Here is an 18,332-nt window from a genome sequence, read left to right on the forward strand (position 1 = left end):
ATGAAAGTTATATCACCCCGCATGCACGGCATGCTCGACTACGGCACCATCGCCATTTTTGCTCTGGCTCCTACGCTGTTCAACTTCGATGGTCCGTATGCTACGGCTTGCTACGTGCTGGCCGCTGGCTACCTGCTGATTACCCTGATGACCGACTTCCCGATGGGCGTCATGCGGATGATTCCCTTCCCCATGCACGGTGGTCTGGAACTGGTGAGTGGCCTGGCCCTGCTGGCAGCCCCTTTCATCTTTGGCTTCAACGATGACAACACCGTAGCCCGTAATTTCTTCATGATTATGGGTGTGGTATTCCTGGGTTCCTGGATGCTGACCGACTGGCGCGCCAATACCCACACAGCAAATGATATGAATGCCCGTGGCCATAAAAACATGGCTCCCCAGCACTAAGCTGTGGTAGCTAGTATTGATTAAGTGAAAGAGCCTGATGACGCTGTGTTATCAGGCTCTTTTGCTTGAGCGGTAGCCTGTTATAAGCAAGCTTGGCTATACCCTTGCTGCTTCGCCGCCGTACGAGTTTTATCCTTCCACCCCAACTTCTGACTTTATGAAAATCCTGTCGTCGACTGCGCACGGCTTCATTGATGTAGCCTTTATCACGGTGCTGGCCATGGCCCCCATCATGTTCGACCTGGAACCGGCCGTAGATACTGCCTGCTTCGTGTTGGCTGGGGGCTACCTGCTCATTACCCTGCTCACCGATTTCAAGCTGGGCATCTTCCGCGTTATTCCGTTTCCGGTGCACGGCTGGCTGGATTTGCTGACGGGTATTGCCCTGCTGGCCGCGCCGTTTCTGTTTCATTTTGAAAATGGCAGCGCCGAGCGAAACCTGTCGTGGCTGCTGGGGGTAGTATCGGTAGTAACTTGGTTCATCACCGACTGGAAAGGCCAGACCCGCAGCATGATGACCGACCAAGGCTAACCCAGCAGAAAATACCGGCCGCCCGCCAACCAAACGGCCCGGCACTCCTGATAAGGAGTGCCGGGCCGTTTGGTGTAGTGCATTTTGCTACCTACCGCCGGAACGTAAACCCGACGAAAAACTCCCGGTCCATTTCCTTACTCAGGGCCAGGTGCGTGCCCAGATCTACCTGCAGGTTGTCGGTGAGGGTGAAGATGGGAGCGAGGTTGAGGGAGGAGCGCCAGTTGCGGCGCTGGGCATCCCACTGCGTCACGCCTTCTACCAGAAAGCTGAACACGTCCGTGAATTCATGGTCGAGGGCAATGGAGGGCATCACGCGGGCGTAGTGCTTGCCTTGTTCCCGGTCGTAGTTTAGGTCGCCTTGCACCTGCAAATCGAGGTTGAACCGGTCGGGCAGCTCAATATTGACGGGCACAATCAGGCCGCCTTCTACGGCGCCGCTGCCGGTTTTGCCGCCCGTAGGCAGGCGAGTGTAGGCTACCACGGCCATGGCAATGGGGCCTTCCTGATCGTCGCCGAGGAAGTTGTGCTTGAGCCGCACGGCCACGTCGCCGAAGCTCGCTTGGCGCTGCCAGTTGGTTTCGCCCACCTCACGCTCCTTCTCTACCTTGTAGAGCGGCATTTCCACCTGCACATCAGTACGGCGACTCAGACCCATTTTCAGGGTAGTGTAAGCCACCTTCAGCTCCCGGCCGCGCGAGGTGCCTTCCCGTTCATTCACCACGCGGATGGCGTCGGTTTCTGTTTGGAAGTGGCCGGCATCTACCGTAAATGGGCTTTCCGTCACGCCGGGGCGGTCGGGGCGCAGGGGCCGCAGCTGGTTGCGCGGCACCGGCTTGAACAGGTTGAAGTGAGCGGAGTCGTAGGGACAGGTTTTGGGCTTGTCCTGGGCCTGGGCCAGGCCGGCCGAAGCCAGCAAGCCCAGCAGCGCGATGTAACGGGAGATACACATGAAATGAGGGGAGAAAGAGAGTACGGTGCCCCTCATACGCAACCTACCTTCAATTGGTGCCCCCACTACCCCCTAGGCAAGATCAAAGGCCTGTTGCTCACAATAATCCCCTGCTTACAGCGCGTACCGTACCCCCAAAAACAGCCGCCGGCCCTGAATGGGCGCGTAGTTGTAGCTGGTGTCAAAGGTGTAGCCCTGCGGGTTGTCTACCCCCACGTTTTTATCGAAGGGGTCGAAGGGCCGCAGCAGGGCGTAGCGGGGCAGAAAGTTGAACAGGTTCTTCAGGCCCCCGTACAGCTCCAGCCCTTCGCGCAGCTTGCGCGTGGCCTGAATGTTCTGCAGGGCGTACCAGGGCGAGCGGCCGGGCCGGAAGTCGTTCGGGAAGACGGGCAGAGCCATGGGGCTGCTCACCTGGCCCGTGTAATCCAGCGCGAGGCCCAGCTTTTCCCAGGTGTAGCTCACGGCCCAGGTACCCGAGAAAGGCGGCGAATGAAACTGCGCTACCCGGCGCCGCGGGCCACCTTCCACAGGCTGCTCCCGCCGAAATACGTCCAGCAAGGTCACGCCCAGCATCACCTTCAGGGGGCGAGACAGAGCCAAGTCAGTGTTCAGGGTCAGGCCACGGCTGATGGCGTACCCATCGAGGTTGCGGTAGATGATTTGGTTGGGGTTGGTGTCGTAGTCGGGGCTGATTTTGTTGGTGAAGTAGGTGTAGAACACGCTGCCATCGAGGGTGAGGGTAGCGCCGCTGGGTAGCTGCAGAAAGCGGTTGTAGTTCACGTTTACGTTCCAGCTCCGCTCGGGCTCCAGGGCTTCGGGTACCACTACCTGCCGGGCGCCAGTGAGGGCCGCGTGGTCCTCGGTGAACAGATTTACTACCCTGTACCCATTGCCCAACCCCACGCGCCATACCTGGCTGCCATCGGGCCGGCCCCACTTGTAGTTCAGGCGCGGACTCAGGATGTTGCCGTGGCGGGAGTTGTAGTCGTAGCGCAGCCCCATGAGCAGGGTTGCGTCGGGCGTGAGGCGCCATTCGTCCTGCACAAACAGGCCGGGCAATTGCACCAGGTCGGGGGCGTTGCGGCGCGTGTCGTTGGGGCCCGCCGCGGCGGTAGCGGGTGTGTTGTCGTCGTACCAGGTGAGGCGATAGGTAGCGCCCGTGAGCAGGTTGTGCCGGATGCTCAGCTCCTTGGCCCAGGTCAGCTGCCCGAAGCCCACGCGCTGCACCGCTTGGTAGAGGGTAGTACCGTAGGCCGAGTTCTGGTTGTGCTGGTTGAAGGTGCCGCTGAGCAAGAGCTTCTGCCCTCGCACCGGCAGCTGGTACTGGCCCAGCAACTCGTAGCGGCTCGTGTACACGCTTTCCCCGTAAATGCTGTCCTGGCCACGGTGCTCGGGGCTCCAGTTCAGCTGCCCCCCGAACCGGTCTTCGTAGTAATAGCGGCCGGCCAGACTAGCTACTTGCTGCTCGGGCCGCGCCCAGGTCCACTTATTAAACACCGACACCCGCTGCTGGGTAGGCACGTCGGTAAAGCCGTCATTGTTCACATCGCGGCGCTGATTGTAGTGGTAGAGGTTGGTGCTGAGCAGGGTAGAGGCTGCCCCGATTTTGCGCGCTACGCCCAGGTCGAGGTTTACGTCGCGGTAGGAGGTAGCAAACACATCGGCCGAGAAGCGCGGTGCCTTCGCCGGATTTTTGGTGATGACGTTGATGAGTCCGCCCACGGCCTCGGAGCCGTAGAGCGTGGACGCGGGTCCTTTCACTACCTCCACCCGCTCAATAAGGCTGCTCGGAATGCCACTCAGCCCGTACACCGTGCTCAGGGAACTCACCAGTGGCATGCCGTCAATCAGCACCATGGTGTAGGGTCCTTCCAGCCCGTTGATGTGGATGTCGCCGGTGCCGCACACGTTGCAGTTGAGCTGGGGCCGCACCCCGTTGATCATCGTCAGGTTCTCGAACAGGCACACCGCCGGGTTTTTCCGAAACAGTTTGGGCGAGTACAGCTCCACCGCCACCGGCGACTCACTTTTTATCACCTCGTTCAGCGTCCCGCTCACCACCACGTCGCCGAGGGCGTTGGGGCCGGGGTTCAGGCTGAGGTGGAGGGTAGTGGTTTGGCCTGCCGTTACAGTTATGTTCCGCTCAGTAGGTAGCAACCCCACTGCGCTACCCACCAGCCGGTAGCTGCCCGCCGGCACATTCGGCACCACGTAGCTTCCATGCTCGTCGGCGGTGGTGCCCAGGGTAGTCCCCTTCAGCCCGATGCTGGCAAACGGTACCTCTTTCCCCTCCGAGCGCACCACACCCCGCACGGTTCCAGTGGGTTGAGCTACCACGGCTACGCCGCTTATCATCAAGACCAACCAAAGTAAGAGCTGTTTCATTTTAGCGGGGTATGGTGATAATATTTAGATGAGTCTAAATCCGTCGAGCTGAAAAAAGCGCGGCGATGCGCGCTGGTGTTAAGTTGGCAGTGAAGCTAGACTAAGCTCCCCTTCTCAGAGGAGGGGAGCTTAGTCTAGCTCTAGGTTTCTAGCTGGCTGTGACTAGCTGACTTATCCGAAGAAGGTCTCCCAGAGCAGGTACACGTTCAGAAGAATGATGATGCCGGAGACAAACCAGGCCAGTGCCTGCACCCAAGGCTTGTTCACGAACACGCCCATTTTGGCCTTGCTGCCCGTAAACATCACCAGCGGCACTACCGCAAAGCTGAGCTGAAACGACAGGATAACCTGGCTTAGCACCAGCAACTCGCCAGTACCTTTCTCCCCGTAGAGTATAGTCACGATGAGAGCCGGCACCACGGCAATAGCGCGGGTAATTAGGCGGCGCAGCCAAGGCTTGAGGCGCAGATTCAGGAAACCTTCCATGACAATCTGCCCGGCCAGGGTGCCTGTGAGGGTAGAGTTCTGGCCCGAAGCCAGTAGCGCCACGGCAAACACGACGGAGGCCATAGTGGCACCCAGCACAGGAGCCAGCAGCTCGTAGGCCTGGTTGATGTCGGCTACCTCGTGGTGGCCGTTTTTGTGGAAGGCCGCCGCAGCCGTCACTAAAATGGCGGCATTCACGAAGAAGGCCAGAAACAAGGCCACCGTGCTGTCGATGGTAGCAAACTTAATGGCCATGCGCTTGCCTTGCTCCGTCTGCTCAATGGCGCGTGTTTGCACAATGCTGGAGTGCAGGTATAGGTTGTGGGGCATGACGGTAGCGCCCAGAATACCAATAGCCACGTAGAGCATGCCCGGCGTGGTGACTACCTCGGGGCGGGGCACCAAGCCACCCAAAATGCCAAACCAGTCAGGGTTCGACACAATAATTTCGTAGAGGAAGCAGCCGAAAATCAGCACAATCAGGCCGGCCACAATGCTTTCCAGTACCCGGAAGCCTTTGTGCTGAAACAGCAGCACCACCAGCACGTCGAGAATAGTCAGGACTACCCCCCAGGGCAGCGGCAACCTAAACAGCAGGTTCAGAGCAATGGCCGAGCCGATAACTTCAGCCAGGTCGCAGGCAGCAATGGCTATTTCGCACAGAAACCACAGTACCATGCCCACCGGCTTCGAAAAATGGTCGCGGCAGGCCTGAGCCAAGTCACGCCCCGTCACGATGCCCAGCTTGGCAGCCAAGTGCTGGAGCAGCATGGCAAACAAATTGGAAATCAGAATGACGGAAAGCAACGTATAGCCGAAACGGGAGCCGCCGGCAATGTCGGTGGCCCAGTTGCCGGGGTCCATGTAGCCCACTGCCACCATCAGCCCCGGTCCCCAAAAGGCCAGTAGCTTGCGCCAGAAAGAGGCATCGTGAGCGGGCACCCGGATGGTGGCAAACACCTCCTGCAGCGAGGGGGCCGTGCGGGCACGGCGCCAGCCTGCTTCGGGCGGCGTTTGAGGAGTAACTTCCGTATCGGGGGTAGAAGGTAACACTGAAGGCATATCGGCAAGCAGAAGGTCCGGCTAGTACCCGGAGATACTGAAAGTCACAAAGAAAGGTAAATTTAGAGTAGCCTAAATTTATTTTTAAGACAGTCTATCTACTGCTTTTGTTTGAAAAAGTTACTGCCGCTGTCACATCCGCAGATTTTCCCGGAATTTTGCGCCCCTTTTCCGTGTCTTTGCTTGCCCGGCACCGGAACCTGAAGTAGCCGCTCCGCGGTATACTATTCCCCCTCACTGCTCATCATGGCTTCTCGACTGCTCGCCCGCTCCATATTTTCGTTGCCGCTGAAAACGCGCTTCGCCCTACTTTCCCTGGTAGTGAGCGTGGTGTTGGTAGCGGTGAAGTTCTACGCCTGGCTGCTGACCCGCTCCCAGGCCGTGCTGACCGATGCGCTGGAGTCGATTATCAACGTGGTAGCCAGTGGCTTTGCGCTGTATAGCATCTACCTGGCCAGCCTGCCCAAAGACGAAAACCACCCTTACGGCCACGGCAAAATCGAGTACCTCTCGGTAGGTTTTGAGGGTGGGCTGATTTGGATGGCGGGGGTGTATATTTTTTACACGGCGCTGCAGTCTTTGCTGCACCCGCACGCCGTAGCCCGCCCCGACTGGGGTATGGGCCTGCTGGCTTTCACGGCTCTGGTCAACCTAGGCACTGGGTTTCTGCTGGTGCAGGCGGGCCGTAAGCATCATTCGCCTACCCTGGTCGGCGACGGCCAGCACCTGTATTTAGATGCCGTGAGCACCTTGGTTTCGTGCGCGGCCCTGCTGCTGGTGGTATTCACCGGCAACGTAGTCTATGACTCGGCCGCGGCGCTGATTCTGGGTGTTTTCATTGTGGTAAACGGGTACCGCATGGTGCGCCGCTCCGTATCGGGGCTGATGGATGAGGTGGATGTAGCTACTGTGCAGCACGTAGTGGCCGAGTTGCAGGAGCACCGTGAGCCGGCCTGGATTGACGTGCACAACCTGCGCGTGGTGCGCTACGGGGCCAATCTGCACATCGACTGCCACATCACCATGCCCTACTATTTCAGCTTGGAGCAAACCCACACCGAGGTGCATAACATTGAAGTGCTGGTAGACCAAGAGTTTGAAGTACAGGTAGAAATGTTCGTGCACGCCGACCCCTGTAACTTTGCCGCCTGCTCTCACTGCCGCATGCCCGATTGCCCCGTGCGCCAGCACCCCTTCAGTCAGGAAATTCCCTGGACCCTGGCCAACGTAGTGAAAAACGAACGGCACCAGTTAGCGGAAGTGGTAGAATAAGTGCAGGAGGTAAACAGCGATAAGTAACAGGTGATAGGTGAGGATTTGTCGGCGACACGCTCATTTGTCATGTCGAGCTTGTCGAGACATCTCGCGTGCTGACGTCGGATTAGTATTGCAACGATTCGAGCGAGATGTCCCGGCAAGCTCGACATGACGTTCTTAATTACTTATTTATCAACGTTTATCTCATCACCTCATTATCCCAAAGCATCACTCCACTACCAACCGCTGCGTGCCCAGGTCTGATTTCACAGAGTAGAAGCCGGGTTGCAAACCTTGGAGGGGTAGGGAAAGGCTGGATTGTCCGGCTGTGAATTGGGATGTGCGTACCGTGCGGCCTAAGGCATCATGAACCTGTACGGCACTGGCTGCGGTGGCAGGGGTAGGGCGCTGCAGGGTTACGGCGTGGCGGGCCGGGTTAGGCCACAAATTGAGCTGACTGGTGCGGCGGGCCGTGGTAGAGGTCGGAACAAAGGCCCGGTTTTCCAGCACCAGAATCTGGTCGTCGGAAGCGCCGGGGGTAGCACGGCCGTCGCGGTTGCTGGTGCCCACGTACACCCGCCCCTGCGGCGACACACAAATAGCCCGGAGCCGCCCAAACGAGGTAAGCGTAAAAACCCCTTCACCGGCAGTAGTACCAGCTGCATTCAGCGGAATCTGGGTGAGTTTGTTGCCACGCAGGGTAGCCGCCAGCAGGCTGTTGCGCCAGCCCGGAATAGCCGGGTGGTCATAGTAAGTAATGCCGGCTACCCCCACGGTGGGCGCCCAGGTGAAAATGGGCTGCCGCACGTTATTGGCCGTGCAGAACGACTGCTCGGCGGTGAGGTTGCAGAGGCCTTCCACGGTAGGCCAGCCGTAGTTCTGGTTGGGCTCGATGATGTTGACTTCGTCCTCGGCGTTTTCGCCGTGCTCCGAGCTGTAGAGGCGGCCGTTGCTGGCACGTACCAGCCCCTGCGGGTTGCGGTGCCCGAAGCTGTAGCTGGCGTTACCGGCCACGGGGTTGTCGGCCGGAATAGTGCCATCGAGGTTGAGGCGCAGGATTTTGCCGTTGAGGGAAGCACGGTCTTGGGCCGACGGACGATTCTGGGCGTCGCCGGTGGTCATGAGCAGGGTGCGGTCGGGTAGGATGAGCAGGCGTGAGCCGCTGTGGGTGCTCACGGCCGGAATATTGCCCAGCAACACCTGAGGGCTACCCAGCGCGCCGTTGGCGTAGGTCAGGCGTACCAGCTTTTCCTTGTAGCCATTGTCGTTGTAATTATACACCACGTACACGTAGGGCGAGGTAGCAAAATCGGGGTGGAGCACCATGCCCAGCAGGCCGCCTTCGGAGGACGTCACCACGTCGGGAAGGGTAGTGAGCACTGTTACCTGGCCCGAGGTTGGGTCAACGCGACTGATGCGGCCGCCGCGCTCCGTCATCCAGATAAAGTTATCGGGGCCCCATACCAGCTCCCACGGCACCTGCAGGCCCGTAGCCAGGGCCGAAACCGTCACGGTAGTAGCACCCACCGGAAAGGTGGTTAGGGCGGGTGCGGTTTGCCCGAGCGCCTGGGTGCTGCATAAAAAGCTGCCAATAAGAAGCGTGTTCAGGTATTTCATAGCCAGATAGTTAAGTGAACAATGGAATATAGGGCTAACGTAATGCCTCAGCTTTTGGATGACGACAAGCCGTAGTTTTACCAGAACCTCCGTTCTTCCGGCATTCATCTGCTTCTCCTTGGCCATGTACACCGTCAGCACCGATCCTCACCGCCTGGATATTCCCCTAATTCACCGCTACCTGGCCGAGGGCTCGTACTGGGCCACCAACATTCCGCTGGAAACCATAGAGCGGGCCATTGCCAACTCCCTCTGCTTTGGCGTGTATGGCCCCAATGGCGGACAGGTGGCCTTCGCCCGCGTCATTACCGACCGGGCTACCTTCGCCTGGCTCTGCGACGTGTTTGTACTACCCGAGTTTCAGGGCCAGGGCATCAGCAAGCAACTCATGCAGGAAGTCTGGAGCCACCCGGATATTAGTGGCGTACGCCGACAGATGCTGGCTACCCTGGATGCGCACGGCTTGTACGAGCAGTTTGGCTTCCGCCCAATAGCCAACCCCGAGCGGTACATGGAGGTAAAGCGGAGCAACCCCTATGGCGTCCCGACAGGCAACTAGCGTTTCAGATCTAATTCCTTATTTCTAGTTCACCGCCCTGATTTACCCGATTCGATTACTAGCTATGAACACAACCTTGCTTGCCCGTTGGAACCGCCTTACTACCCCTCTGCTGTCGGATGAAGCGCGGCAGAAAGCTACCTATCAGCAACTCACCGACGCCTACAGCGCCTCCGACCGTTATTACCATGCCCTGCCTCACATCCGGGCTCTACTGGATGCCGTGAAACAGCACCCTACCCTCGTTCAGGACCGGGAAGTGGTGGAACTAGCCATCTGGTTTCATGATGCCGTGTACAGCACCCTCCGCGACGACAACGAAGCCCGCAGTGCCGCCCTGGCTCTGGAGTTTCTGCGGCATACCACCCTTTCGCCCGAGCGACGCCAGCGCGTAGCCTACCTCATTGAGCGTACCAAAGACCACACCCAACCCCAGCCCGCTGCCGACCCAGACCTGCATTTCTTCCTCGATGCTGACCTGCAAATTCTAGGAGCACCTGAGGCTGACTATTGGCAGTACGCCCGCCAGGTGCGCCAGGAGTACCGCCTCGTGCCCGACTTCATGTACCGCCGCGGCCGCCGCAAGGTGCTGGAGAAGCTGCTCAACGTTACGGTCCTTTATCAAACTCCCGCCTTCCGGGAGCGGCTGGATGCTCAGGCCCGCCGCAACCTACGGGCCGAGCTGAAGGTGTGGGAAAGCGGGGGAGAAGTGTGAGGTAATAAGAGCGGAGTCAGAGTGTAGCCGACGGATTAAGATTGGCCATGACACGGCACTCCGGCCTGTTCACGTCAATCAAATTTCACCCAGTCAATTTCAACGGGCATGGTGGTTTTGGCTGATACTACCAGCGTGTGCGTGCCGGACTTAAAGGCAGATAGAGGGGCTTTCACCTCCTGCCAGCGGCTTCCCTGCGGTACAGCAACTTGAGCTAGCACGGGGCCAGAGGCTCCATCAACCCTGATCTGCACCGTGGCTCCAGCTGCGGCTGTTACGCGCATGGTCACCGTCCGGAGGGGCTTTGTGCCAAAGGCTACCCCATTGTACCGCACCCAACCCTGGCTGCCATTGAATACCGTCTTCCAGCCCTGAAACTTGTTGGCCGTATCCAGGAAGGCAATGGAAGCACCGCCGGGGCTGAGCTGGCTGTAACGGTCCAGCTGAATTTTCTGCCGGGCGTCCGTCAGGCCTACACCGCGCAGGGTCGGGACTACTTTTCGGATGGAGCCATCTGGCTCGAAGAACAGGCTGTCGAGCCGCACGGAACGGTTTTTATCGAAAGCGGGCGACAGATCATTGTGGTGGTAGAACAGGTACCACTGATTTTTGAACGGAAGAATAGAGTGGTGATTGGTCCAGCAGCCCGTCGGCGACTCGTCCATAATCACGCCCTGGACTTTGAACGGTCCCAGGGGGGTAGGGCTGGTGGCGTATTCGAGGCGCTCGGTTTTGTTGGCTACGTGCGGGTAGGTCAGGTAATAAGTGCCCTTGCGCTCAAACACGTAAGGTCCCTCCTTTAGGCCTTGTGTGGGTAGCTCGCCCAGCACCTGTGGCTCGGAGGCCAGCTCCAGCATATTTTCCTTGAGCTTGGCCCCGTAAATATGCCCCTCCGACCAGTAGAGGTAGGCCTGCCCATCTTTGTCAATCAGCACATTGGGGTCGATGCCTTGTACTCCTTTTATGGGCAGCGGCTGCGGCACGAAGGGACCGGTGGGGCTGTTGGATACGGCTACGCCAATGGTGAACCCCTTTACCTGGGTGGTGTCTTTGGGGGTAGTAGGAAAGTAGAAGTAGTACTTGCCGTTGCGGTAAATGCAGTCCGGCGCCCACATGCTGTAGCTGTCGGGCTTCACCCAAGGCACCTTGTTTTGCGTGACGATAACGCCGTGGTCAGTCCAGTCGGTGAGGTTGGCGGAAGAAAACACATGGTAGTCCTCCATGACAAACCAGCCAGCGCGCCCGTGCCCTGGCCTAGCCCGAATATCGTGCGACGGATACACGTACACCTTATCCCCGAATACGCGCGCCGTAGGGTCGGCCGTAAACTGGTTGGTGATAAACGGGTTTTGCGCCCAGGCAGTGCTCCCAACCAGGCAAGCAAGCACACTCAGAAAATAAGGGAGTCTACGAAGTATCATGAGGTTGTTTTCGGTGGTGGAGGTAAGCAGGCAGGCGGGAAGAAGCTGCAGCAAAAGAGGCTTTACCCGCCGCAGTGGGCTAGTTTTCTTGAAGTAAGCAGGTAATACACTAAGCTTAGAACCTAGCTCCCCTCCTCAGTTGAGGAGGGGTTGGGGGTGGTTGAAAGACTAGAGTTAGAGAACTAGAGTTAGTAAGTCGTTCAACGATTAATCAACCACCCCTAGCCCCTCCTCTGAGGAGGGGAGCTAGGTTCTAGCTCTAGTTTGCCACTTGAGAGGGTTTCTCGCCTGTTATCGTATTTGTAATCCGGAAATAGTCGAAATCAGCGTAGCCGCCGGGGTTCTTGGTGGCGTAGTTGAAGAGGCCAAACCGGTAGCCCATGAAGTGCGGCAGGGTGTAGGCCATTTTAAGCGGTTGCCCAATTGGTTGCCACGCTTTGCCATTGAGGCTGTAGTAGAAAGTGGCTACATCCTTACGCTCCCTAAAATCGCACTCCGCTTTGAAGTGGATTACTGACTGCGTGAGGGGTAGGCGCTGCAGTTCCACGGGCCTTTCCGATTCTGCGCTAATCATCACAATGGATTTCACGCCGTTGCGGAGCTCAACCCCCACTAGGCCGTACCTTTTTTGCAGCAAGGCGAGGCCAGCAAAATCGCCATCCTGCAGGTGGGCTACGTCCAGGGCGGTGGTGCCGGTGCAGGTTGGCCCAATGGTACGCTGGGTTAGGGTGTTGCGAGCGAGCAGGAAGGTAGTGTCTGGGCGGCTGGTTTTCAGGCGCAGGTAGCCGGGGCGGTCCGTGACCGACCAGAGCGAGTTTGCGGGGTTATGGTTCCACTGCCATACAAGGGGTAGGGCGGGTTCGCCCTTGCGCCGGGTAAACTCATCCGATGCCACCAGGCCTGGGATTAAGCCCTTGCTGGGGGGGAGGGCTAGGGCTTGGGGCACCTTGCCAGCCGTGCCCAGCACGGGCCAGCCTTCGGCCCAAGTCACGGGCACTAGGTAGGGGATGCGGCCTACGGCTCCGTAGTCGCGGAACAGGTAGGAAAACCAGCGCCCGTCGGGCGTGTCAATCAGGCCACCTTGCGCTACACCCAGATCTTGCAGCGCCACCCGGCCTTCGTAGGGGCCCGTCAGCTTATCGGCCCGGTGCACTACTACCGTGCGCATGCCGTCCTTGGGCCACACAATGTTGAAGAGGTAGTAGTTGCCTTTGATTTTGAAGAGCTGCGAGCCTTCCGCCTGCAGATTAATATTCGGGCCGGCTGGGGCACTGGCGTTTTCAATCAGCACCTGCTCCGTGGCGCCAGGCTTCACGGCAGAGGCGTCGGCCGTAAGCTCCAGTAGCCGCAGCTTACCCGCCCCATACACCAGATACACACGGCCATCGTCATCGAAAAACAAGGAATGGTCGTGGTAGCTGGGCTTAAACGACGCGACCTTCCAGGGACCTTTCTCGATGTTCTTGGTGGAGTACACGTAGGTTCTGCCGGTAGTTTGGGCGAACGTTGTAACGTAGTACGTGCCGTTGTGAAACCGCAGGCTGCTGGCCCACGAGCCCCGACCGTAGGTGCTCTTGCCATTGCTGAGTGTCAGTTCATCCTGGCTGGCGAGGGTGTCATAGGCATAGCTTACTAGGTGCCAGTTCACGAGGTCCGTAGACTTCATAATGGGCACGCCCGGACTCATGTGCATGGTCGTGCTGCTCATGTAGTAGGTCTTGCCCACCCGAATCATCGACAGGTCCGGCACGTCGGCGAAGATGATGGGGTTTTGGGCTTGCTTTACCTGCGCAGCCAACGGCAACATGGCCGCCGACGCCAGGAGTAGTCCGAACAGGAAAGCACTTCGCTTAAAGTAGTGAGGCATGGCAAGAAGTACCGGTGCAGGGTATTAGCGCTGCTGAGGATGGATGGCCTGGTATTTTCCGCTCAGGTGCAGCAGGCTGAACAGGTACAGAATGCCGTCGTAGTACGGGTCGAAGTAGCCGTCGGCATAGGGCTCCAGCTTGGCGTTCCAGAGGGCGTGCACAAAATCCAGGTCGTTGGTCTTGCCCCGGATCAGGGAGGCCGAGGCGCTGGTAGCTACCAGCCCCAGGGAGTGCCGCAACTTCTTGACGTTGCCGGCGGGTAGGATAAAGTCGGGCCGGGAGCCATCCACGTTGAACTGATCCTCGAAGGTAGTAAGCCCCTTGCCGCGCAGGAAGCCCTGAAAGCGCTGGGCGTATTGCTCCTGCCAGGCTTTGTCCTTGCCAAACCACACGTAGTCCATGGCAATATTCATGGGCACACGCCAAGAGTCGTAGCGGAAGGCAGGCGGCGCCCACTTGGTTTCCCGGGGCTGCCCGCTAAACTCGGTGTAGTCGTAGTTGAGGCCGGTAGGGGCACGGCAGGCGCGGTGCAGAAACGCCCGCGACGTATCGGCACAGGCCCGATAGAACGCCTCGTGCCCATCCTTGGCGTACTCGGCCCACACCTCCATAAAGGCCGGAACGTGGTAGGACGGATCGGTCCAGTTGTACATGTCACCAACGGGCACAAACGTTATCTGCTTGTGCTGGGTGTTAATCAGGTTGTACACGTCGCCGGTGCCGTCCTTCTTCCACATGGCATCTAGAATGCGGCGGGCCTCCTGGTAGTAGTTGATACCAGTGGTGTTGCCCCAGCGGTTAGAGGCAAAGAGCAGGCTGGTGATAAAGTACAGCTCCCCATCAGAAGCCGGCCCTTCCGAGTTACGCTTCAGTGTAGTAGGGTCGATGCTCCAGGCAAAATAGCCTTCCAAGGGGCCGCTTTGGTGCTGTAAGTACTTTTTCGACCAGCGCCACAAACGGTCAAACTCGCCTTTCTTATTCAGCTGCACGGCTATCATCATGCCGTACGAGAGGCCTTCGGTGCGGGCATCGTGGTTTTTCAGGTCCGATACGTAGGCCATCGAATCGCCTACCTCGAAGTACACCTTGTTGGGGCCCTTGAAAAGCGCCTGATAAGTTTGGGCTATCTTCTGGTCGATGTCGGCCTGCTTGTAGCCTGCCTCTCGAAACAAGTTGGGGTACTTGCCGGTGTAAAACGCCCCTTTTGGGCTGGCAGGAGCCTGCTGTACGCGGGCCTGGGCGGCTGCGCTGCCCAGGCCCGCGTACAGCAGGCTCAGCAGCAACAGGCTAACCCGGCTGAGGTCAAGGAAAGTAAAGCATGTTTTCATAGAGTCAGGGTACCCGGGCCTCCGTGCGGCGCTTCGCACAGGTTGCCCGCTGGGTGAGGGGTAGGAGGAAAATGCTGGCCAGCGGCTTAAGGATGCACCACGAAGCCGCCCTGCGCGGGCAGCGTCACGCTCACGGTTTTGCCCGCCGCCTGCGTGCTAAAGTTGCGGTTGGTGTTTCCGTCGGTGATGAGTGTGCCGCGTTGAAGGCCCAGCTTCTTTAGGTTAACCTGAATGGTTTTGGGTGCGTCGGTGGCGTTGATGCCGGCCACGTACCAAGCGCCGCCGGGTGCCTGCCGGGCCAATACCACGTACTCGCCAGGGAAACCGTCAAGCAGCTTCACATCGGCCCAACGCGGCGGCAGCTTCTTCACGAAGTCCTGCACATAGGTCGGCTGCGCGGCCATGCCCTCGGGCACCTCGGCGTAGTGCTGAATGCCCGATTGAAACAGCACCGACAACGCCAGCTCGAAGGCATTGGACGTGCGGCGCTCTTTGCCCCGTATCTCCGAAAACGCCATGGGCGTGAAGTCCATCGGGCCCACGGCGTTGCGGGTGAAGGGCAGCGTGGCGCAGTGGGTGGCCTCTTGGTCGGTGTTGCGCTGGTCGAAAGTCAGGAACTCGAAGCCCTTCACGGCTTCCATGGTCATCAGGTTTGGGTAGGTGCGGTTCCAGCCCCGCGGAATGGTGGTACCGTGAAAGTTGACCAGCAGACCTGCTTGAGCGGCATCGACGAGCAAGTCCTGGTAGTAGTTCATAAACGATTGTCCATCGCCGCCGAAAAAGTCGATTTTCACTCCGGCCACGCCCATCTGCTTGATGCGGGCAAACTCTTTACGCCGGCTTTCAGGCTCAAACAGCACGTTGGTGGGCGTTTGCGGGGCCTCGTTCCAGCGGCCGTTCGAGTTGTACCACACCAGCAGGCCTACGTTTTTGGAGCGTGCGTACTGGGCCAGCTCCTGGGTTTTATCGTAGCCAATCTGCTTGTCCCAGAGGGCATCGACCAGGCAGTAGCGCCAGCCCATGTTGGCGGCGTAGTCGATGAAGCGGCGCTGCACGTCGTAGGTGGTGTTTTGATCGCCCATCAGCACCCACGACCACGACGATTTGCCGGGCCCCTCCGTGAGCACCGGCGTGGTAGCCGGCGCGCTCAGGTCCGTTGTCAAGGTCGATTCGACGATGGGCGCCAGGGAATTGCCTACTACTACCACACGCCAGGGCGTGCTCCACGGCAGGCGGCTTTCGGGCAGCAAAGCTGCATCGGGCGTGGTTTTTTCGGGCGGCTGCGGGAAGGCAATGCCGTACTCGGCATCGGGCGACTCGTGGGCTAGGTGGGTGCCGGCGTAGGTGCGGCCCATGCCAGCCTCGGTCAGCAGAACCCAGTGCCCGTTGGTTTGAAACAAGGCCGGGAATGACCAGCCCTGCCCGATGGTAGAGGGCGTGCCGGCCGCTATACCACGCTGGTAATTTTCCTCGTACGAGGGCTGGGTGTTGGCAAACCCGGTCTGGGCTTTGGCGTGCGGATGTAGCCAGCCCTTGGCGCCGGCCGGCAGGTGAAACGTGGTGCTCTCGGCTGTGATGCGCTGCACTTCCTGGCTCGGGCCTTCCAGCACGTACTGAAACGCTACCCCATCGTTCGATACCTGAAACACCACGCTAAGCTGCGGCGCCCCGGCGGCCCCGGCGAAGTGCAGCACGCGCCGGTTGGCCCGGTAGTGGCAGTTCGCGCGCTTGTCGGTAGTTAGCTGGTAGTCGTCGGTTACGGTGGTTTGCTTGTCGGCTTTCGTGAGTTCGAGGCCCTGGGTGAGGTCGGCGCCAGCGAGGCGGAGCCCCAGGTGGGAGGGCCGCAGCAACTCAGTCCGGCGGTAGCGCACGGCGTAGGTAGGCTGCCCCTGAGCGGTTACATCTACTGTCACCTGCACGTCCCCATTGGGGCTTTTGATACGGATGGGCTTAGCGGCTTGGGCTGCGGCGAGGGGTAGTACCAGCAAGCAAAGCAGTGGAAAGAAACGCATAGAAAAAGGAGGTAGGAGCTGGCAAACCGCGGATTATTTCTTGTACATGGGGTCGTGCCCTTCGTACTTCAGCCACTTGAAGGAGGCCGTATTGGTAGTGGGCTGCCCGGCCGAGGTGCCGTACATGCCATATAGGCAGCCAATGAAGCCGCCCGCTACCTGCGTGCTCAGGAAGCGCGCATCCACCTTGTCTTTCAGCAGCGTGTAGTTCTTCCCGTCCTCCGAAAAGCGGAAGCTGTAGGTGTCGCCATCGGCATTGATGCGCAACTGCACCTTGCCGGCTGCTGCTTTCAGGGGGGCTTTGGCCAGCAGCTCGGTCTTCTTCGCGTCGGCGGTGCTCTTGAGCAGCTGCACGACTGGCTTGCCATTTTCTACCGACTTGCAGAGGTAGTAGAAGTGCTTTTCGTCCTGAAAAATGACCAGGCCGGCCGTTTCGTTTTCGGCCTTGGCGGCAAACGTCAGCTCAGTTTCGGCGCTGCCGTACATGTGCTGCTGCCGCTTGCCGATGAAGGCCGGGTTGCCAGTTTCGGCCACTGTTTCGGGCTTCAATTTTAGGGTTAGTCCTTTGGCCTTGCTCAGCGAAAAGTTGGAGCTGTCCAGGGTGCGCATGAACAGCAGCGCGGGGTCGAGCTGCTTCTCGAAGGTGAGCGTGTAGCTGAAGTTGCCACTCTGCGGCCGAGCATCCTTTTGCTTGACTTCCGGAAATTTGGCGGGGTAGGAGTACTGCACGCCGTTCGGGCCAGGCACCGTAACCGGCCACTCGTCTTTCCACTCCACGGGCACGATAAATGTTTCGCGGCCGGTATTGTAGAAGTTGTCTTCGTAAGGACGCACAGCCAGGAAAATGGCGTAGGTCTTGCCATCGGGCCCGTCAACAAACTGCGCGTGCCCGGCCGAGGTAATGGGGTCTTTGCGGTCTTTAGGCAGCTCGCGCTGCGAGAGGATAGGGTTCTTCTCGTAGGGCACAAACGGACCTAGAGGCGCCTTGCTGCGGAACACTACCTCGGTGTGGTTGACCGAGGTGCCACCTTCGGCCGCGTAGAGGTAGTACCAGTTGCCTCGCTTCATCAGGTGTGGTCCTTCAATCCAGACGGGCTTCTTGCTCAAGTCCACACCGCCGTTGACCACTATTTTGGCCTCGCCTACCGTCTGCAGCTTTACGGGGTCCAGTTCGATAATCTTAATGGAGCGGTGACCGTCGTAGAGGGGCTTATTCTCGGGCGGGTCGCTGTTGTAGATGACGTAGGCCTTGTCGCCCTCAAAGTACAGCGAAGGGTCGATGCCCTTTACCTCCGGCAGGAAAATAGGGTCGCTCCAGGGGCCAGCCGGATTTTTGGCCGTCACTACAAAGTTACCCTTGTGGTCAATCAGGGTGCAGGTGACGTAAAATGTGCCGTTGTGGTGCTCAATGGCCGGGGCAAACAAGCCGCGCGTCATCCGGTCGCCCAGGAAGTTCATTTGGGAAGGCCGGCTGATAACGTTGCCGATTTGCTTCCAGTTTTTGAGGTCCTTGCTGTGAAAGACCGGAATGCCGGGGAAGTAGGAGAAGGTAGAATTAACCAGATAATAATCAGTGCCGACCCTGATGACGCTGGGGTCGGGGTAGAAGCCCGTCAGAATGGGATTGGTTAAGTCAATCGATTGTGCAGATAGCACAAAGCTGCGGACCAGCAGTGCCAGCAGGAAGGCGAAGAATGTTTTCAGTTGCGGTAGTCGCATGTGGAGGAAGG

Annotated in this window: 14 protein-coding genes; 5 read left to right on the plus strand and 9 right to left on the minus strand. The window is 58.9% G+C overall.

From position 1 onward, the window contains the following. Both DNI29_RS03130 and DNI29_RS03135 read left to right on the plus strand, forming a co-directional pair. Complete coding sequence (locus DNI29_RS03130) at window positions 1-408, plus strand: SPW repeat domain-containing protein (protein ID WP_123823048.1); 408 nt, start codon at window positions 1-3, stop codon at window positions 406-408. A gap of 157 nt (window positions 409-565) precedes the next feature. Next, entirely contained in the window at window positions 566-940 is a 375-nt protein-coding gene (locus DNI29_RS03135) for an SPW repeat domain-containing protein (protein WP_110976601.1), read from the plus strand. A 91-nt stretch (window positions 941-1,031) separates the two neighbouring features. On the opposite strand, the gene DNI29_RS03140 is transcribed toward DNI29_RS03135, so the two are convergent. The 3 genes from DNI29_RS03140 to DNI29_RS03150 form a co-directional block, all read right to left on the minus strand. Next, window positions 1,032-1,892, minus strand: coding sequence for a transporter (locus tag DNI29_RS03140; RefSeq protein WP_162303490.1), 861 nt, complete (start codon window positions 1,890-1,892; stop codon window positions 1,032-1,034). A gap of 114 nt (window positions 1,893-2,006) precedes the next feature. Beyond that, complete coding sequence (locus DNI29_RS03145; protein ID WP_110976603.1) at window positions 2,007-4,277, minus strand: TonB-dependent receptor; 2,271 nt, start codon at window positions 4,275-4,277, stop codon at window positions 2,007-2,009. Between the two features lie 171 nt (window positions 4,278-4,448). Continuing rightward, complete coding sequence (locus DNI29_RS03150; RefSeq protein ID WP_110976604.1) at window positions 4,449-5,825, minus strand: Nramp family divalent metal transporter; 1,377 nt, start codon at window positions 5,823-5,825, stop codon at window positions 4,449-4,451. A 246-nt stretch (window positions 5,826-6,071) separates the two neighbouring features. Between DNI29_RS03150 and DNI29_RS03155 the strand changes: the two genes are divergently transcribed. Then, window positions 6,072-7,097: a cation diffusion facilitator family transporter gene (locus DNI29_RS03155; protein WP_110976605.1), complete on the plus strand. Its 1,026-nt coding sequence runs from the start codon at window positions 6,072-6,074 to the stop codon at window positions 7,095-7,097. Window positions 7,098-7,310: 213 nt separating this feature from the next. On the opposite strand, the gene DNI29_RS03160 is transcribed toward DNI29_RS03155, so the two are convergent. After that, a complete protein-coding gene (locus tag DNI29_RS03160) occupies window positions 7,311-8,699 on the minus strand; it encodes a PQQ-dependent sugar dehydrogenase (RefSeq protein WP_162303491.1) in 1,389 nt (462 codons plus the stop codon). A 124-nt stretch (window positions 8,700-8,823) separates the two neighbouring features. On the opposite strand from DNI29_RS03160, the gene DNI29_RS03165 reads away from it, so the two are divergent. Next, window positions 8,824-9,258, plus strand: coding sequence for a GNAT family N-acetyltransferase (locus tag DNI29_RS03165; protein WP_110976607.1), 435 nt, complete (start codon window positions 8,824-8,826; stop codon window positions 9,256-9,258). A 64-nt stretch (window positions 9,259-9,322) separates the two neighbouring features. Continuing rightward, window positions 9,323-9,973: an HD domain-containing protein gene (locus DNI29_RS03170; RefSeq protein ID WP_110976608.1), complete on the plus strand. Its 651-nt coding sequence runs from the start codon at window positions 9,323-9,325 to the stop codon at window positions 9,971-9,973. A gap of 74 nt (window positions 9,974-10,047) precedes the next feature. On the opposite strand, the gene DNI29_RS03175 is transcribed toward DNI29_RS03170, so the two are convergent. The 5 genes from DNI29_RS03175 to DNI29_RS03195 all read right to left on the minus strand — a co-directional run bounded on the left by DNI29_RS03175 (window position 10,048) and on the right by DNI29_RS03195 (window position 18,321). Beyond that, window positions 10,048-11,361, minus strand: a complete 1,314-nt coding sequence (locus DNI29_RS03175) for a family 43 glycosylhydrolase (RefSeq protein WP_202910363.1) — start codon at window positions 11,359-11,361, stop codon at window positions 10,048-10,050. Window positions 11,362-11,653: 292 nt separating this feature from the next. After that, the gene (locus tag DNI29_RS03180; RefSeq protein WP_110976609.1) at window positions 11,654-13,201 is read right to left on the minus strand and encodes a glycoside hydrolase family 43 protein; all 1,548 of its coding nucleotides are present in this window, start codon (window positions 13,199-13,201) and stop codon (window positions 11,654-11,656) included. A gap of 84 nt (window positions 13,202-13,285) precedes the next feature. Then, window positions 13,286-14,590 carry a family 8 glycosyl hydrolase gene (locus tag DNI29_RS03185; RefSeq protein WP_110976610.1) on the minus strand — a complete coding sequence of 435 codons (1,305 nt, stop codon included), beginning with the start codon at window positions 14,588-14,590 and terminating at the stop codon, window positions 13,286-13,288. 86 nt (window positions 14,591-14,676) lie between these two features. Further along, window positions 14,677-16,602 carry a glycoside hydrolase family 97 protein gene (locus DNI29_RS03190; protein ID WP_110976611.1) on the minus strand — a complete coding sequence of 642 codons (1,926 nt, stop codon included), beginning with the start codon at window positions 16,600-16,602 and terminating at the stop codon, window positions 14,677-14,679. Between the two features lie 33 nt (window positions 16,603-16,635). Further along, window positions 16,636-18,321 carry a glycoside hydrolase family 43 protein gene (locus DNI29_RS03195; protein ID WP_110976612.1) on the minus strand — a complete coding sequence of 562 codons (1,686 nt, stop codon included), beginning with the start codon at window positions 18,319-18,321 and terminating at the stop codon, window positions 16,636-16,638. Between the last annotated feature and the right edge of the window lie 11 nt (window positions 18,322-18,332).

The sequence above is a fragment of the Hymenobacter sediminis genome (assembly GCF_003231285.1).
In the GTDB taxonomy this organism is placed as follows: domain Bacteria; phylum Bacteroidota; class Bacteroidia; order Cytophagales; family Hymenobacteraceae; genus Hymenobacter; species Hymenobacter sediminis.

Coding starts and splice junctions, on each gene's coding strand:
- DNI29_RS03130 (WP_123823048.1), top strand. CDS start 1: ATGAAAGTTATATCACCCCGCATGCACGGCATGCTCGACTACGGCACC.
- DNI29_RS03135 (WP_110976601.1), top strand. CDS start 566: ATGAAAATCCTGTCGTCGACTGCGCACGGCTTCATTGATGTAGCCTTT.
- DNI29_RS03140 (WP_162303490.1), bottom strand. CDS start 1,892: ATGTGTATCTCCCGTTACATCGCGCTGCTGGGCTTGCTGGCTTCGGCC.
- DNI29_RS03145 (WP_110976603.1), bottom strand. CDS start 4,277: ATGAAACAGCTCTTACTTTGGTTGGTCTTGATGATAAGCGGCGTAGCC.
- DNI29_RS03150 (WP_110976604.1), bottom strand. CDS start 5,825: ATGCCTTCAGTGTTACCTTCTACCCCCGATACGGAAGTTACTCCTCAA.
- DNI29_RS03155 (WP_110976605.1), top strand. CDS start 6,072: ATGGCTTCTCGACTGCTCGCCCGCTCCATATTTTCGTTGCCGCTGAAA.
- DNI29_RS03160 (WP_162303491.1), bottom strand. CDS start 8,699: ATGAAATACCTGAACACGCTTCTTATTGGCAGCTTTTTATGCAGCACC.
- DNI29_RS03165 (WP_110976607.1), top strand. CDS start 8,824: ATGTACACCGTCAGCACCGATCCTCACCGCCTGGATATTCCCCTAATT.
- DNI29_RS03170 (WP_110976608.1), top strand. CDS start 9,323: ATGAACACAACCTTGCTTGCCCGTTGGAACCGCCTTACTACCCCTCTG.
- DNI29_RS03180 (WP_110976609.1), bottom strand. CDS start 13,201: ATGTTGCCGTTGGCTGCGCAGGTAAAGCAAGCCCAAAACCCCATCATC.
- DNI29_RS03185 (WP_110976610.1), bottom strand. CDS start 14,590: ATGAAAACATGCTTTACTTTCCTTGACCTCAGCCGGGTTAGCCTGTTG.
- DNI29_RS03190 (WP_110976611.1), bottom strand. CDS start 16,602: ATGCGTTTCTTTCCACTGCTTTGCTTGCTGGTACTACCCCTCGCCGCA.
- DNI29_RS03195 (WP_110976612.1), bottom strand. CDS start 18,321: ATGCGACTACCGCAACTGAAAACATTCTTCGCCTTCCTGCTGGCACTG.